The following is a 17,058-nucleotide window of genomic DNA, read 5'->3' on the forward strand; positions in this document are numbered from 1 at the left end:
GGGACTATGCACGGCTCATCGCCTGTTCCGTTGGCGCGATTGCGTCAGGCGATCCGACTTCAAACCAGCTGCCTTCATGTACCAGTCCAAATAGCCGCCCTTCTTCGATCGCACGATCCCACAAAATATTGGTCGAAAACGGCCCCTCGGGTGCATCGCGGAGCAGACGTTTTGATAAAAGCTGGATGCCAGTGTAAATGAAAGGCGCCTGACGATCCGGCAGACGGCGGGACACCCGGCCATGGTCATCAAGCTTGAAATCCCCGGCGCCCTTATAATTGTGCGCGGACGTTTGCGGAACCAGGAGCAGCAGCGCGTCCATTTCCGCGTCATTCCAGCGCTCTTCCAGCCGCTGCAGGCTGTTAGTAGGGCCATCGGTCCAAAGATTGTCGCTGTTGATCGCAAAGAACCGGTCCTCATCAATCAGAGGCTCGGCCTGCACCAGTCCTCCACCGGTTTCCATCAGCTGCGCGCGTTCGTCGGAAATCCGGATGTCAAAGGGATAATTGACGGATTTGAGATGCGCTTCCAGCGCGTCGGGCAGATAATGGGCGTTGACGACAACCTTCATCACTCCCGCTTCCCACAATTTGTCGAGGCAATGGTCGATCATCGCCTTGCCCGCCACTTTGACGAGCGGCTTGGGCCGTGTTGCGGTCAGCGGGCGCATCCGTTTGCCAAGGCCAGCCGCCATGACCATTGCCGTTTCAACCTTGCTCATGCCTGCGATGCCGCAATCGGTTTGTTGCGGATATCCGCCGGAATATTTCGGTCAAACCAGTCCGCGACCGGTGCAAGATCCGGATGCGCCAGATCTTTTTCAAGCAACCGCCACATGCGGGGCAGAAAATCGAGATAACGCGGCTTGCCATCACGAACAAAAAGCCGGGTAAATATGCCGATGATCTTGGTGTTCCGCTGCGCTCCCAAAATCGCATAGTGGCTACGAAATTTTTCGGCTTTATCTGATGATTGTCCGTCCAGGTAATAGTCGATCATCGCCTTCTCCAAATCGTCCGAAACATCGCGGCGGGCGTCCTGCAACATCGACACCAGATCATAAGCAGCGTGACCGGCCAGTGCATCCTGAAAGTCGAGCAGGCCCAGACGATTGTCATCCAGCAACATGATGTTTTCGGCATGATAGTCACGAAGGACGGTTACAGGCGATTTTTGGGATGCTATTACCGGCTGCAAAACCCCATGCCAGGCATCGACAAAACCCGCCGCGTCCACATCCAATGCCTGCGCCGGGCAGTACCAATCCGGGAGCAGGTTTACTTCTCTCAGATATTGCTCCCAGTCGTAAGGCGCTATGTCGGCCGCCGGCTTCTCGTGCAGCGCCTTTATCAGGTCCACTGTTTGCCGATAGATTACTTCTTCGTCCTCGGGATGGTGATCAAGATGCTCCCGCATCCGGTGGTCGCCAAAATCCTCCAGCAAGACCAGCCCATGATCGAGATCTTCGCCAAAAATTTCTGGTGCAGCGAAATCCTGAGCCTTCAGGTGGCGCGCAATATGAATGAACGGGCGCGGGTCTTCGTGCGGTGGCGGTGCGTCCATCAAAATCGCCTTGCGGTCACCGGCAACAACTCGAAAATACCGGCGAAAAGAAGCATCGCCCGCCACGGGCAAAATCTCTGCGCCGCCCCAGCCATGATTGTTCAGAAAATCCTGCGCCGTTGCAGGCGGTGTCATGTTATTGGCCATCTGTCTTTCCAAGCGGGACCAGCCGTCCAAGTCAACTGGCGAGTGTCATCATTTTCGATTTCAAGGGTAAGCTGCAGCGCATCGCTCCAGAAAGAAGCCGGCATACGGTCCGGCCACTCCGCGATCATGGCACCGTCCATCAGGATATCATCAAGGCCGAGTTCCTGAACTTCATCAGGCTCCTCGATACGATAAAAGTCCACATGCGCGACCGGAAGCCTGACCTCCGGCGGATCATATTGCTGCACAATGGCAAAGGTCGGACTTGGTACGTCATCGCCGAAGCCGAGACCGCGCAATATGCCGCGTGCCAGCGTGGTCTTCCCTGCCCCCAGCGTGCCAGTCAAAGCGATCTTGTCACCGGGGCGCAAGGCCTCCGCAAGCTTTTTGCCCAGTACCAACGTCGCGGCTTCATTATCCAGTATCAACGGCATGCCCTGTCTATTGCCCCACTGTTTATTGCCGCGGCAGGTGAATGGTGACCAGCGTTCCCTGACCCGGTTCAGAGGTCAATGTCAGTTCACCGCCGTGCGCCAGCATCAGCTGCCGGGCCAGCGGAAGCCCCAGCCCCCCGACATTCTCCCCAGTCTTGTTACGCGACCGGGCGAAACTGTCGAATGCCTTCGATTGCTGACCAGCGCTCATACCGGGGCCATCATCGGAAATATGGATGACCGCCTGTTTCACGTTGCCGCTGCCATTGATCAGCAGGCGTCCGCCGTCGCCGGTATAGCGGATGCTGTTATCGATAATTTGCCCGATTGCCTGTGACAGTCTTTTCCTGTCGGCCAAGGCTGACCCCAGAGTGTCATCCAGCTGCAATTCCATCTCGATGGTCTTGGCCTGAGCATCATCGGCGAACTGCGCCGCGACATCCTCGACCAGCTTGTTCAGGTTCACCTTCTCCTTGGCAATGGGAAGGGCACCTGCTTCGCTTTGGCTAAGGTCCAACACGTTATCAATCTGCATACCCAGACGTTTTACCGATTGCAGGATCGCCCGGGCATATTCATGGCCCTGCTCCGTCAGCGGCCCGGCAACCTCGTTATCCAGCAATTCTGCAAACCCGCCAATCGACGTCAGCGGCGTGCGGAACTCATAACTCATGTTGGACAGGAAAGACGCCTTGATTGAATCCGCTTCGACCAGCGCTTCATTGCGTTCGCGCAGGGCCAACTCAATGCGGCGACTGTCGGATATGTCGAGCATCGTAAACAGCGCATTGCCGTCCGGCAGCGGGATAGCAGCAAATTCAAAACGGCGCCCGTCGACAAAGGATATCTGTCCGCTTTGCTGTTCGCGCTCGGACGTGGCCGTACGCACCATCGCGCGCACCTCCGATATCCGGGCGGGCTGCTTCAGCTGCATGGCCATTTTCTGCATCAGGGAATCGACACGCGGATGCTTGCCGAGATCCTCTTCTTCCAGATCCCAGGTACTCGCGAATTGATGGTTCCAGATATTCAGCTTTCCGTCAGCAGAGAAGACCGCGACGGACTCAAACAGATTGTCGAAAGTCGCGGTGCGCACACGCAGCAAAGTGTCTCTGGCACTGGCCAGCTGTACCTGCTCGGTCCGGTCTTCTATGATCATCAACAGACCGCCATCAGGTGTCGGATTGGCGATCACACGCAAATGGGTGCCGTCCGCCAGTAACCAGTTCTCCTCGATCGAACCGGTGGACTGGAACCATTGGGTCCGCTCCTCCCGCCATTCGGGAAAATCGCGAACTTCCGGAATCCGGTTCATCTCGCGCATCCGGTCCAGCACCCTTGGGAATTCCGGACGCTCGGCAATCCATTGTTGCCGCATGGAGAATATGCGCTGGAACGGCAGGTTACAAAATTGCAGAGACTTGTCCGCATCAAACTGCACCACGGCGGCCGATATCTTGTCGAGCATATCGCGCTGTGATTCATTAAACCGGCGCTGTTCCTTGCGCGAATCTATCAGCTCCTGAATATCGATCGCATAACCGGCAATGCCCGACTTGCCGAGCGGCACGTCGACCACCTGCGTTGTCCGGCGCTGCCCGCCAATAGTGGTTGCAACAACCCGTTCATGCGGCTCGCCCTTCTCCCTCGCCTGAGTCGCCGCATCGGTCGGGCTCACACCGTTTATTGTCTCAATCAGCTCAATGCCTTCTTCGACCACTTGCGCGCCATCACTGGCGTCCACAGCCCTGACATAAGCGCTGTTCACCAGTGTGAGCTTCATATCGGGCGAACGATGCCACATCGGCATCGGCGCGGCCTCGATCAAAGCCGACAAGGCATCAAAAGCGGCATGGGCTTCTTCATTCTCTGCTCGCAGTTCATCAATCTGGCTTTGACTCTCTGTGGCATCGAATATCCATAAAAGCGCGCTGCCATTGGGCGCGATCTGCTGATCCGCCAGACCGCCCCGGATCAGCAGGGATTTGTCCGACCCGATAACCCTGATAGCGCGGGTGAAGCTGCTTCCCGATTTCTGGGCAAGATTAACATCCTGCGTGAGTGCTTCCATATCCTCACGGCTCATCCCGGCATTCTGGCTGTATAATTCCGAAATATGTGATGGCAGATAATCAAAGCCCAACCAGTGCATCAATCGCTGCGATGCCTCCAGTTTTCCGTCAGACCTAACCAATAATGGCAAGGCCGGCGATGTTTCCAGCAGCCGGCCCAAACGACCCGATTGCCGCAAGGTTGATTCCGCCTTTTTCTTCATCGCCAGACCGGTCCACACCGCCCATGCGGACGCAGCCAGCCATGCGGCGAGAATCAGGCCCAATATGACAGCGGTTAAATCCGGAACGTTCGACATTAATACAAGCGATTAGACGGTTCGGGCAGCCGCGAAAAGCCCCTATTCTTTATGGCTTAGAAAAGTCGGACAATGTGGGTTATAAAGCAGCCGAAAATTCATCGGAGAATCCCATGCCTATAGACGAAAGCCGGACCTTCAAGCCGATCAACATCGCCCTTTTGACGGTGTCCGATACCCGTTCCATCAAGGAAGACACGTCCGGCGACATCCTTGCAGAGCGCATTGCGGACAAAGGCCATAACCTGATTTATCGCAACCTGATCCGAGACGACAAATCAAAAATTGTCGCGCAGCTGCACCAGTGGATCGATGAAGAGGTGGTCGATGTGATTATTACCACCGGTGGCACCGGGTTAACTGGGCGCGACATAACACCTGAAGCACTCGATGCGGTGAAGGACAAGGATATTCCCGGCTTTGGCGAATTATTCCGCTGGCTCAGCTATGACAAGATCGGGACATCCACTGTCCAGTCCCGCGCCTGTGCCGTGGTGTCGAGAGGCACGTATATTTTCGCACTGCCCGGCTCTAATGGTGCGGTAAAGGACGGTTGGGACGGCATATTGGATACGCAGCTCGACAGCCGCCACCGGCCCTGTAACTTCGTCGAACTGATCCCGCGATTGCTGGAGCAATAGTTATTTGTTCTATTTTTGTTCTCATGCTATAGAAGATGCATGGAACAGGAAAAAAGGCCGCCTTTGCCTGCGCTGAAAGGGCGCGGCGCGGTGACCAACAGCGACAGCAGACGATTCAATTTGCCAAGCCGCGAAGCCGATGGCGACTGGTTGGACGAGCGTAAGGCGCTGGGCGACGGACCTACCAAGCTGCGCACCGAGGTGACGACTGAGGCACCCAGGTCGATATTGAGCTTTAACACATCACCGGATATCCCTTTTGATCGCTCAATCAACGCCTATCGCGGCTGCGAACATGGCTGCGTCTATTGTTACGCCCGCCCCACCCATGCCTATCATGACCTGTCACCGGGGTTGGATTTTGAAACCAAATTATTTGCCAAGCCTAATGCTGCGACCTTGCTGCGCGAGACCCTTGCCAAACCCACTTATCGCCCAGCTCCCATTGCCATCGGCACCAACACCGATCCCTATCAACCGATTGAAAACCGCTATCAGATTACGCGCCAGATATTGCAGGTCATGCTGGAAACACGTCACCCGGTCGGCATCACCACCAAGTCCAACCGCGTGATTGATGATATTGAGACACTGGCTGAATTGGCTCGTCTGAAGCTTACGGCCGTCGCTATTTCCGTCACGACATTGGATGGTTCCCTAGCGCGCATACTAGAGCCGCGCGCGCCCTCCCCGGCCAAACGGCTGGAGGCGGTTCGCAGGCTGCGGGACCTCGGCATTCCCGTGCATGTCAACATCGCGCCGGTCATTCCCGCCATCACCGATCATGAAATTGAAGCGATAGTGGCCGCTGCCGCAGAACATGGCGCACAGAGCATTTCCATCATTCCGGTGCGCCTGCCGCATGAGGTCGCGCCCTTGTTCGAACAATGGCTCGAAGCGCATTTCCCCGACCGCAGACAAAAGGTCATGGGTATCATCGAGTCCCTACGCAGCGGCAAGAAAAACGATCCCAATTTCCACAGCCGTATGAAAGGAAAAGGCCCTTGGGCAGAATTGCTGCACCACCGCGCCTCTATCGCCGCTCGAAAAAACGGTCTGGGGAAAACGAAATTCGCTCTGAGGACGGATTTGTTCCGGCGGCCGATTGTCAAAGGCAGTCAGATGGAATTGTTCTAAACCATTAGAGACCTTCCGGTTTCAAATGCTTTGCGAACCAGCGATCCATTTCCTGGCGCACTCTGAACTGATGTTCGATAAGAGTATGTGATCCGCCATTGATCAGCAACAACTCATAGGGGCGATTGAGTGCATCAAGTTTACGCGCCATCGCAATGGAATTCCATGCCTCCACACGCTGGTCGGCTGTGCCATGCAGCAAATAGACAGGCGTTTTGGTCGACAGCTTTTCTGGCCAGAATAATGGCGATAAAGATGTTAAGGCCGCGTCCTTGTCTGCGGCATAGGATTCGACCACATCTGGATAAACAAATTCATCAAACTCCGCACGGCGCTTGGAGTTGAGATGATCCGCGCGCGCACCGACAAAAAATGCTGCATCTATGGCATCAGTGGCAGCCAGCACTCGATAACCAAGCCCGCCGCCACGGGAGAAGCCCCATAGTCCGACCTTCTCAGCATCGGCTTCCGGCAACTCCTGCACCATTTTCATCAGGTTCAAGAGATCGGCACGATCGCCGGCCCCCAAATTGGGCTTTCCTTCGCTGCCCCCTTCCCCGCGAAATGTCGATGCAACAACAATATATCCTTGCTCTGCCAACCGATGAAATTCAAGAATCTCGAAAAATGTAATCTTGCCCCATTTCGCGACGCCGCCATGCGCAAACAGAATGATCGGAAGAGGCTTCGCGAGAGACGATAACACCGTCCCCTGCGGATGCAGACTGCGCGCCCGGCATGACTAAAATGAAAGCGAGGGTGATCACTACTGCTATTCGCGACCAGCAATATCGCATATTTCAAATTCCCATAAATTGTTATGATATATCATCAGTATTCTGTTTTAATTGGCCAATCAAGCCATACGCACATCTAACCATCGAAAAATGACTGACCCAAATCCAGTCCATACCGAAACTTGCCTTTCCTTCGGCTGATGCCAGGGTTACATTTCCTCATGACCGAAAAACAAAATGTTACTTACGCCAGCTATCTTGCGCTAGACACCTTGCTGTCGGCCCAGCACCCGAAGTCGGATAATGATGACGAGATGCTCTTCATCATCATCCACCAGACCAAGGAGTTATGGCTGAAACAGATTATCCGTGAAATGCATCTCGCGATTAATCAAATTACCAATGACGCGTTGATTCCGGCCTATAAGGCGCTCGCCCGGGTCAGCCGGATACAGGCGGTGATGACGCTGAGTTGGGATGTGCTCTCAACCATGACGCCGAGTGATTATAGCCGGTTTCGGCACGTGCTTGGAGAAAGTTCAGGGTTTCAGTCCGACCAGTTTCGGACGGTTGAATATCTGCTGGGCCTGAAAGACAAGGGCTTTCTAAAATATCAGGATGACCGGCCAGAAGCAAAGGCCGCGATGCAAAAGGCATTGGAAGCCCCCAGCCTTTGGGACCATGCCATTGCCGCGTTGGCCCGCGCCGGCTTTAATATTCCCTCTACCATTCTCGAACGTGATTTCAGTATATCGCACGTTCCCTCACCAGAAGTGGAAGCCGCTTTCCTTGCAGTGTACCGTGATACACAACGCTATTGGGAGCTTTATCAGCTGGCCGAAAAGCTTGTTGATCTGGATGATGCCATGGCGACCTGGCGGCACAAGCATGTGTTGACGGTGGAGCGCGTTATCGGCGGCAAAATGGGAACCGGCGGCACCGCCGGGGTTTCCTATCTGCAATCCACCCTGTCCAAGCGCGCCTTTCCGGAACTCTGGTCGGTGCGGACGACCTTATGAGCTGGAAAACACTCTTTTCCAAGGCCCTGACAGCCGATCCTGATCGCCTGCATTTCGCCGCGCACAGCCATCACCTTTGGCCGGATGCGGCTTATGAAGGCCATATGGCAGCCTGCGATGATGCCATGAGATTGGCCGATCACAAATGGGACAAGGTCATGGGGCCGGTCTGGGCGGAGGCACAGGGCCATGTCGCCGCCGAACTCGCCCTACCCGATCCGGGCACCATTGCCTTTGCTCCCAATACCCACGATTTTCTCATCCGTATCCTATCCGCCATCCCGGTCCGTCCGGTCCGCGTTCTGACAACCGATGGGGAATTTCACAGCTTTCGGCGGCAGATGGATCGCTGGTCGGAAAGCGGAGATGTCATGGTCGAAGTGGTCCCTGCAAATAAGCTGGCAGAAAAAGCGCAGTCCGGCGGCCATGACCTGATCTTCGCCAGTCAGGTGCTGTTTAACTCTGGCACGGTACTGAACGGAATCGATGAATTGGCCGGACTAGCGCGCCCGGAAGGCCCCTGGGCGGTCATTGACGGCTATCACGGGTTCATGGCGCTTGATACGGATCTATCCGCAGTTGCGGACCGGATATTCTACCTGTCCGGCGGCTATAAATATGCGATGTCGGGAGAAGGTGTCTGCTTCCTACACGCTCCGCCCGGATACGCACCGCGGCCGCCGGTGACTGGCTGGTACGCCGCCTTTGACGATCTGGCGCTGCCGCCCGGCGAGGTTGGTTATGCCCCTGATGGTCGCAGGTTTTTGGGCAGCACTTTTGATCCGTCCGGCCTCTACCGATTCAACGCGGTGCAGAAGATGTTATCGGAAACGGAACTATCCACTAGCAGGATATCTGACCATGTCAGGGCATTGCAAAAGCAGTTTTTGAAACAAGATCCGCTGCCGAACATGCACCTGCTGAACCCGCTTGACGAAGCACCCCATGCCCGGTTTCTGGCGTTCAAGGGCGAGAATGCAGCGGCCCTGCACGCAGCGCTTGCGGAACGGAACGTAGTGACCGATGTCCGCGGAGATGTTCTGCGCATCGGTTTCGGCCTCTATCATGATACGGATGATGTTGACCATCTGCTGCGGTTTCTTGCCCAAATTCAGGCGCTGGAATAGCTTGTGAACTTTCAGCTTGCGCCCGATCATCCTAACTGTATTATATTAGCAATACAGTTAGGATGTGATTATGCGCTTGGTCTTATCAATTATCTGCCTGTTCACGCTTGTTTCTCCTGCGGCTGCACAGACCATCAAGCTGGATATCGATATTTCCCAGGCTGAACACCTGCTTGAAATTGCCTGTTCGAATGCGGAAATTGATGAAGTGGAATGGGCCGCATCAGAGCAGTTACAGGCACAATTGGCCCACCATAGGCAGTTTGCTGAGCGTTTCTCGTTTGAAAATTATATGACCGGGTTGCGGCGCATTTCACGCTGCGAAACTCCATCACCAGACCCGTTCCGGTTCTCCACACTTGTCGAACGCCGCGACGAAATGCGTGATGCCATCGATTTTCTATCCCGCAATCGCAAGCAACTAAGCGCACGTGTCACAGAACTCCTGAAACCCTATGTTCCCGAGGACTTCAAGTTTGAGGGAAAGGTCGTCCTTGCTGGAGCAAGCTTTTCCTGCGGCGGATTTCAAAAAGATGGCATCTTCTTCGTCGATATCCCTTGCTTGGCCGCGGATATGGAAGGCGAATATGATGCGATCATAAGACTGATCGCCCATGAAACCTATCATTCCATGCAGAGCAGTTTTGCCTATCCCACGTCACCGGGATTGAGCGAGATTAAAACACAAGCTGCGGCCTATGACTTCATGTTCGAGCGTTTGGCGATAGAGGGATCCGCATCGCATATCGGCGACATGCGGGACATCAAGGGAGATGGCAGATATTCGAATTTTTCCCGTTCACTGGCCCGAAGAAACTTCCGTCATCTGGAATATAATTTCCAACTATTCGACTATATGATCGAAGCGATCGACCATAAACCGGCAGAAATTGAAAACCGGTTTCCGGAGATATACGGTCTGGCCTTTGACGGCTCGTTCGGTGAACATTCCTATTTCGTCGGACAACAGATGACAGCAGAAATTGAACATAGCTTCGGGGTGGCGGCCATAGCCTGTCTGTTAAAATTGCCTTTCGAGAATTATATCCTCGCCTACCAGCATGCGCTGCAAGATGGTGATAATCTTGAAAAATCAGCAAAATTTTCCACCGCGACAATGGCAGTTGCGAATGACCGACGAACAGCCAGGTCCGGCGAGGTGGATTTTCGGAAATGTATTTCTGAGTAATGGGTTTTTGAAAACTTCTGCTTTGGCTGAAACGGCTGAGCAGTTGGACTTAAATATTTTCACTTTCCACCGTCAATTCAAGCCGCAACTAATCTGGCTCCGAGTATCTGTTCATGCTTCACAAAATAAGAACAAGTGAGCTTGAGTTGGGCATGTTTGTTCATTCGATGGATGCGTCGTGGCTTGAGAACCCGTTCTGGCGTCCACGATTAGTGCTGAGAGAAACCGAACAGATTGAAAGACTTGTCTCCAACGGTATCACTTGGGTAACAATCGATGATACCAAAGGCAAAAGCCCGCAAAAGCCTTTGGAGCAGGAGGCAGCTTCCGTAAAAGCAACGGAGCCTGAACGCTCTCAAAAGCCCGCGACAGTTTCGAAACGATCAGCCGGGACCGCTCTAAGGTCATATGTACCGCCAACGGAGGAACAGCGTTTCACACGCCTTTCACCACGTGAACGCGCAGCGGAGGTACGCAAGGCATCAGGCGCTATCAAGCGCTCAAGAACAGCGGTCATGAACCTTTTTGAAGATGCCCGTCTTGGAAATGCGGTCAAGTCCAAAAAACTGGCCCCGTTGGTAGAACAGATATCCAATTCGGTGAGCGTTGATCCGACAATCATCCTCAATATAGCGAGGCTGAAAACCAAGGACGAGTACACATATCTCCATTCGGTAGCAGTATCCGCGCTGATGATTAACCTGGCTCGCAAAATGCGCCTGCCGGAAACCCAGATTAAGGATATTGGCATGGCCGGCATGCTTCACGATGTCGGCAAGATGGCCATTCCCGACAATATTTTATCCAAGCCCGGCAAGCTGGATGACAACGAATGGGAAACCGTTCGTAATCATCCGCAAAGAGGACATGAAATTTTGTCCGCATCGGAAGGCGTATGCGATATCGCGTTGGAGGTCTGCCTCAGGCATCACGAAAAGATGGATGGGACGGGATATCCCGGGAAACTGCCCGCCGATGATCTGAGCATTATCACTCGCATGTCATCTATCTGCGACGTTTACGATGCGATCACGTCACAGCGTCCCTACAACACGCCTTTGTCGGCATCACAGGCTCTTGCAAAAATGCAGTCCTGGTCAGGACATTTTGATCAGCTCATCCTTCGTGATTTTGCAGACAGTCTTGGCGTTGTACCGATTGGAACCCTTGTCCGTCTAAACCATGACGAATTGGCCATAGTGATTGGCGAGTCCCCCTCAAACTATGCCGCGCCTGTCGTGCGCACGTTTCAGGCGCTGGACAAAGACCGCTCCATCACTCCCCAGGACATCGACACCGGCAGTGAAAAATCCCGAAAAATATTGGCGATTGAGGAACCGGAAGATTGGGGTTTTACTGATTGGCCGGTCTTCTCGGCAGAACTGCTGGCTGCAAATGTCCCCGATTGACGGGTTTAATGAAGAGAAGTCTTTTTCACAACAAAGCGCTCTTGAACTCAAGCTTCCGCCAGACTTTTCAGTTTATAATCCTTATACTCATCGCGAAGCGCGCGTTTCAGGATTTTACCGGTCGCTGTATGCGGCAATTCATCGATGAATTTCACTTCGTCTGGCAGCCACCATTTGGCAACCTTGTCGGTCAGATAGGTGATTATCTCTTCACCGGTTACATCGGCATCCGGTTTTTTGACGACGAGCAACAGTGGCCGCTCATCCCATTTTGGATGATAGACACCAACTGCTGCGGCCTCCGCCACCCCGGGACAGCCGACAGCAGCATTTTCCAGTTCGATTGAGCTGATCCACTCGCCGCCGGACTTGATCACGTCCTTGGCACGATCGGTGATCTGCATTGTCCCGTCGGGATGGAGGACTGCAACGTCGCCGGTATCGAACCACAGATCATCCTCAACCGCTTCTTCATCGGCGCGGTAATAGCGCTGGATGATCCAGGGGCCTCGGATTTCCAAGGTTCCACTCGACTCGCCATCGCGCGGCAGGACATTGCCCTCGTCATCCACAACCCTGAGTTCGACACCAAAGGGAGGCCGTCCCTGTTTACAGATTACGTCGACCTGCTCGTCAAAGCTCAGATCATCCCAGTTGGCGGGAAGCGAGCCGGCCGTACCGATAGGCGAGGTTTCCGTCATGCCCCAGGCATGGGCCACGCGCATGCCGTTTTTCATGAGCCGCTCGATCATCGACCGCGGACAGGCGGAACCGCCGATGGTGATGACCTGCAGCTCGCCATAGTCGCCGCCATTGGCATCCATATCGGCAAACATAGAGAGCCAGACTGTCGGCACACCGGCGCTATGGGTCACGCCCTCGTCACGGATCAGTTTCCACAGAACTGGCGCCTCATTGCTGGCCGAAAAAACCATCTTAGCGCCAACCGCCGCACAGGCAAAAGGCAGTCCCCAGGCATTGGCATGGAACATCGGTACGACAGGCAACATCACGGAGCGGGTCGCAAGGTCCATAATATCGGGCTGCACCTCGGTCAGGGCATGCAGGACATTGGAGCGATGTTCATAGAGCACACCTTTGGGATTGCCGGTGGTGCCGCTGGTATAACAAAGGCCGCAGGGATCATTCTCATCGACATCAACCCAGTCAAAATTTCCGTCTTCGGCATCAACCAGCTCGCGGAAGGTGGGATAGTCGCCCTTCTCTCCGTCAAACTGGATATAATGTTCAACCGTCTTCAGCTGCGGTTTCAGCATTTCGATGATCGGAGTGAACATCTTGTCGAAAAGGAGGACCCGGTCTTCGGCATGGTTGATGATATAGACCAATTGTTCTTCAAAAAGCCGCGGGTTCACGGTGTGGAGAATGCCGCCAATACCTGCAGAGCCATACCAGCTGATCAAATGATGGGCATGATTCATCGCGATAGTCGCGATCCGGTCGCCCTTTTTCATACCAAGCCGTTGCAGCGCCTGAGAAAATTTCTGCGATTCTTCACCAATTTCACCCCAATTGGTGCGGGTGAGCGACCCGTCGGCCCAATAGCTGACAATTTCTCGTGTGGAATGTTCACGCGCTGCATGGTCAATCAGATTGGTGATTTTGAGCGCGCTGCCCTGCATAGCTCCAGCCATTGGTCTCTCCCGATAGTTATTGGCTGTTTTTTTGACAGAAACGGCTCAGCTTACAAGTCTTAAATTGGGCCCTGAATTGAGTCGTGCATTGGAATTGCGATGACGAACTGGCCGCGAACCGCTGGCAGGGCCCAAGCGGATATTCTCCAGTCCAGTAATATGGCTCAGTGTTTCAGCCGCTTGCGCATCCAGCTGAAAAGACCGGCCAAGGCAGATTTGCGCCACTTCTCCATCAAAGCTGGGAACCGTCGCGATCAACTCGCTCTTGCCGCCTGCCAATGGTGCGAGAAAATTCTTCAGCTCCTGCAGCGCGTCGAGATCGGCAACCTCCAGCTCCATCCGGGTTCGGGTGGTCTTTTCCAGACCGTCCATGGCCTGCGCCCGCCTAATCGCCACCCGCGGACTTTCGTCATCAGACCGCTGATCAAGTTCGACATTGAGCAGCGCACAACTGCCTTCCTTCGCCATCTCCGCCAGCAATTCGCATTGCTCTTCCTCAAAACAGCTGCCGGAAAACTGCCCGCTGCTGTCCGACAAATCGACCAGCACAAACCGTTTGCCGCGCTTGCTCTCCCGCCAGCGCACGCCCTCGATCAGGGCTGCCATTACCGCAGGTTTACGTTGCCCCTCGGCAATCGGTCCCTCTTCACACAAGGCTGCGTAGGTCATGGCCCCGTGAGAGGAAGTTACCGCCTGAAACTGCGTTACCGGATGAGAAGCGAAGTAGAAGCCGTAAGCATCGCGCTCGCGCATCATGATTTCGCTAAGATTCCAGTTGCTGTTCGCTGGCAGCCGGATGGCCTGCATGTCACTGGCTCCACCCTCACCGAAAAGGCCGCCCTGCCCGCTCGTCCGTGCCTCTGCCGCACTGTTAGCGACGGAAAGCAACATGTCCGCCCCTTCATAAACGGCAGCGCGATTGGGTTCCATTTCATCAAAGGCGCCCGCGGCGGCAAGACTTTCAATCTGCCTTTTGTTCATGCCCGACGGATCGACGCGATTTGCAAAATCATCCATCGACTCGAATGATCCACTCTCGGCACGTTCGGCGACTAGCGACTGCATCGCCTTCTCGCCGACATTTTTAAGCCCCGCCAAGGCGTAGCGCACGGCGAGCAGTGCACCCTCCTGCTCTTCAACCGCAAAAGATGGCCGGCTTTTGTTGATCGATGGCGGCAATATCGTCACGCCGAGCCGCTTCATATCATCAACAAAAATGCTGAGCTTGTCGCTCTGATGCATATCGAAACACATGGAGGCGGCGTAAAATTCATGCGGATAGTGGGCCTTGAGCCAGGCGGTCTGATAAGCCAGCAAGGCATAAGCGGCCGCGTGGCTTTTGTTAAAACCATAGCCGGCAAATTTGTCGATCAGGTCAAATAGCTCGTTAGCCTGTTGGCTTTCGACGCCATTTTTCGCAGCGCCTTCGACGAAAATACTGCGCTGTGCATCCATTTCCGACTGGATCTTCTTACCCATCGCACGCCGCAGCATATCGGCTTCACCAAGCGAATAGCCGGCAATAACCTGGGCGGCCTGCATCACCTGTTCCTGATAGACGATGATTCCGTAAGTCTCTTTCAGGATATCTTCGAGCAGCGGGTGCGGATAAGCCAGCTCGGCGCGCCCGTTCTTGCGATCTCCGAAGAGTGGAATATTGTCCATCGGGCCCGGCCGATAAAGCGAAACGAGAGCGATAATGTCTCCGAAATTTGTCGGCTTCACTGCCGCCAGCGTCCGCCGCATACCTTCAGATTCGAGCTGGAACACACCGACGGTATCGCCTCTTTGCAGCAACTCGAACACTTTGGGATCGTCCCAGGCCAATGCCGACAGATCAACGTCGATATTGCGTTCGGCGAGCAACTCCACTGCCTTCTTCAAGACGGAAAGCGTCTTCAGCCCCAGAAAGTCGAACTTTACCAGACCGGCCTGCTCGACAAATTTCATATCAAACTGGGTTACTGGCAAATCCGACCGTGGATCGCGATAGAGCGGCACCAACTGGTCCAATGGCCTATCCCCGATGACCACGCCAGCAGCATGGGTCGAGCTATGACGCGGCAGGCCTTCCAGTTTCATCGCCAGGTCGAACAGGCGCTTCACATCGGCCTGCTTATATTCCTGCGCCAGCTCAGAAATACCGTTCAATGCCCTTTTCAGATCCCATGGATCCGTTGGATGATTGGGCACCAATTTGGTCAACCGGTCGACCTGACCATAAGGCATCTGTAGAACGCGGCCAACGTCGCGCAAAACCGCCCGGGCCTTCAACTTACCGAACGTAATGATTTGGGCGACCTGCCCCGTGCCGTATTTCTCCTGCACATATCGGATCACTTCACCGCGGCGGGTTTCGCAGAAATCGATGTCGAAGTCAGGCATCGACACACGTTCCGGGTTCAGGAAACGTTCGAACAGCAGCCCCAGTTTTATCGGATCAAGGTCGGTGATTGTCAGCGCCCATGCGACCACCGAGCCAGCACCAGAACCACGCCCTGGGCCTACTGGAATATCCTGATCCTTTGCCCATTTGATGAAGTCTGCAACGATCAGAAAATAGCCCGGAAACCCCATGTTGACGATGACGTTGATTTCAAAATCAAGCCGGTCAAAATATTCCTGCCGCTCTGCTTCTTCCATATCACCAGCATGGGCAAGGCGTTCCTCAAGCCCTGCTGTCGCATCACGGCGCAACTGTTCTGCCTCTCCAGCAAGATCACCTGCCAGACTTGGCAAAATGGGATCACGGCGTGGTGGTGAATATGCGCAGCGTTTTGCTACCACCACCGTGTTTTCAAGCGCTTCGGGCAGGTCGGAGAATAAATCCTCCATCACCATATCGCTCTTTATCCACAGATGCGGAGACGGTTTGTCGCGGTCATCATTCTCGACATAAGCGGACCCGGCGATACATTTCATCGCATCATGAGCTTCGTGAAATCCAGGTTCGGCAAAACAGCTTGGATTGGTGGCTACCAGCGGGATATGCCGGTCCATTGCCAGTGTAATCAAACCGGACTCAGCTGCCATTTCAACTGGATCATCGCGGCGGGATAGTTCGATATACAGACGGTCGGGGAAATATTGCTGAAGCCGCGACAAATAGGCCTCTGCTTCCGATTGCTGTTCTTCAGCAAGCAACCGGGTTACGCCCCCTTCCCCGCCACCGGTTAATGCCAAAAGGCCGGCATTATGCTGTTCCAGCATCTCAAGCGGAATATGGGCATCGAGCTCTGCCGGGCGCTCCAGATGAGAAGCCGACACCAGTCTGCAGAGGTTTTGATAACCATCTTCATTCTGCGCATATAGCGCGATCCAGTCCAATGCCGGTTTATCGCCCGCACTGCTACCGGGCCGCGCTACCCTCAAAAAACAGCCGGTTATTGGTTGAATGCCATTGGCTCGGCAGCCGTCATCAAAAGCCATCGAAGCGAAAAGCCCTATGCGGTCCGTGAGCGCAATTGCCGGAAATCCACGGTCCTTGGCCACTGCACCCATCGCCTTTGGCTCCATCGCGCCGTCCAGAATGGTATAGGCCGAAAAAGCACGCAGATGAACGAACGGAGTCTTGGACATGTACTAAGCTCTAGCGTGGCAGAAGAGTTTTGACCACGATCAGATCGAAT

General features: G+C 54.5%; 13 protein-coding genes. 6 read left to right on the forward strand and 7 right to left on the reverse strand.

Translation table 11 applies throughout. From position 1 onward, the window contains the following. Positions 1 to 4: 4 nt before the first annotated feature. From AC6I9Z_RS12180 to AC6I9Z_RS12195, 4 genes are read right to left on the reverse strand one after another with little or no spacing between them, the layout of a single operon-like run. Positions 5 to 721 carry a nucleotidyltransferase family protein gene (locus tag AC6I9Z_RS12180; RefSeq protein WP_461456081.1) on the reverse strand — a complete coding sequence of 239 codons (717 nt, stop codon included), beginning with the start codon at positions 719 to 721 and terminating at the stop codon, positions 5 to 7. Further along, positions 718 to 1,698 (reverse strand): aminoglycoside phosphotransferase family protein, encoded by a 981-nt coding sequence (locus AC6I9Z_RS12185; protein ID WP_461456913.1) that lies wholly within the window; start codon positions 1,696 to 1,698, stop codon positions 718 to 720. The genes AC6I9Z_RS12180 and AC6I9Z_RS12185 overlap by 4 nt, the downstream gene beginning before the upstream one ends. Continuing rightward, entirely contained in the window at positions 1,695 to 2,144 is a 450-nt protein-coding gene (gene tsaE / locus AC6I9Z_RS12190; protein WP_461456082.1) for a tRNA (adenosine(37)-N6)-threonylcarbamoyltransferase complex ATPase subunit type 1 TsaE, read from the reverse strand. The genes AC6I9Z_RS12185 and tsaE overlap by 4 nt, the downstream gene beginning before the upstream one ends. 22 nt (positions 2,145 to 2,166) lie before the next feature. Next, positions 2,167 to 4,515: a sensor histidine kinase gene (locus AC6I9Z_RS12195; RefSeq protein ID WP_461456083.1), complete on the reverse strand. Its 2,349-nt coding sequence runs from the start codon at positions 4,513 to 4,515 to the stop codon at positions 2,167 to 2,169. 113 nt (positions 4,516 to 4,628) lie between these two features. Here AC6I9Z_RS12195 and moaB point away from each other — a divergent pair, with 113 nt between their 5' ends. Together moaB and AC6I9Z_RS12205 are read left to right on the forward strand one after the other, a co-directional pair. Beyond that, positions 4,629 to 5,156, forward strand: a complete 528-nt coding sequence (moaB, locus tag AC6I9Z_RS12200) for a molybdenum cofactor biosynthesis protein B (RefSeq protein ID WP_461456084.1) — start codon at positions 4,629 to 4,631, stop codon at positions 5,154 to 5,156. Positions 5,157 to 5,195: 39 nt separating this feature from the next. Next, positions 5,196 to 6,293 (forward strand): PA0069 family radical SAM protein, encoded by a 1,098-nt coding sequence (locus AC6I9Z_RS12205; protein ID WP_461456085.1) that lies wholly within the window; start codon positions 5,196 to 5,198, stop codon positions 6,291 to 6,293. A 4-nt stretch (positions 6,294 to 6,297) separates the two neighbouring features. Here AC6I9Z_RS12205 and AC6I9Z_RS12210 read toward each other — a convergent pair whose 3' ends face one another. Beyond that, the gene (locus tag AC6I9Z_RS12210; RefSeq protein ID WP_461456086.1) at positions 6,298 to 6,999 is read right to left on the reverse strand and encodes an alpha/beta hydrolase family protein; all 702 of its coding nucleotides are present in this window, start codon (positions 6,997 to 6,999) and stop codon (positions 6,298 to 6,300) included. Positions 7,000 to 7,251: 252 nt separating this feature from the next. Here AC6I9Z_RS12210 and AC6I9Z_RS12215 point away from each other — a divergent pair, with 252 nt between their 5' ends. From AC6I9Z_RS12215 to AC6I9Z_RS12230, 4 genes are all read left to right on the forward strand, one after another. Continuing rightward, complete coding sequence (locus tag AC6I9Z_RS12215; RefSeq protein ID WP_461456087.1) at positions 7,252 to 8,049, forward strand: tryptophan 2,3-dioxygenase; 798 nt, start codon at positions 7,252 to 7,254, stop codon at positions 8,047 to 8,049. Further along, positions 8,046 to 9,176 carry a kynureninase/PvdN C-terminal domain-containing protein gene (locus tag AC6I9Z_RS12220; RefSeq protein ID WP_461456088.1) on the forward strand — a complete coding sequence of 377 codons (1,131 nt, stop codon included), beginning with the start codon at positions 8,046 to 8,048 and terminating at the stop codon, positions 9,174 to 9,176. The genes AC6I9Z_RS12215 and AC6I9Z_RS12220 overlap by 4 nt, the downstream gene beginning before the upstream one ends. A 70-nt stretch (positions 9,177 to 9,246) precedes the next feature. Next, a complete protein-coding gene (locus AC6I9Z_RS12225; protein ID WP_461456089.1) occupies positions 9,247 to 10,365 on the forward strand; it encodes a DUF5700 domain-containing putative Zn-dependent protease in 1,119 nt (372 codons plus the stop codon). Between the two features lie 113 nt (positions 10,366 to 10,478). Next, on the forward strand, positions 10,479 to 11,774 hold the full coding sequence (locus AC6I9Z_RS12230; protein ID WP_461456090.1) for a cyclic di-GMP phosphodiesterase: 1,296 nt from the start codon (positions 10,479 to 10,481) through the stop codon (positions 11,772 to 11,774). A gap of 47 nt (positions 11,775 to 11,821) precedes the next feature. Here AC6I9Z_RS12230 and AC6I9Z_RS12235 read toward each other — a convergent pair whose 3' ends face one another. Then, positions 11,822 to 13,429 carry a long-chain fatty acid--CoA ligase gene (locus AC6I9Z_RS12235; RefSeq protein WP_461456091.1) on the reverse strand — a complete coding sequence of 536 codons (1,608 nt, stop codon included), beginning with the start codon at positions 13,427 to 13,429 and terminating at the stop codon, positions 11,822 to 11,824. A 45-nt stretch (positions 13,430 to 13,474) separates the two neighbouring features. Continuing rightward, entirely contained in the window at positions 13,475 to 17,008 is a 3,534-nt protein-coding gene (dnaE, locus tag AC6I9Z_RS12240; protein WP_461456092.1) for a DNA polymerase III subunit alpha, read from the reverse strand. Positions 17,009 to 17,058 lie beyond the last annotated feature (50 nt).

Source organism: Parasphingorhabdus sp. (genome assembly GCF_059726685.1).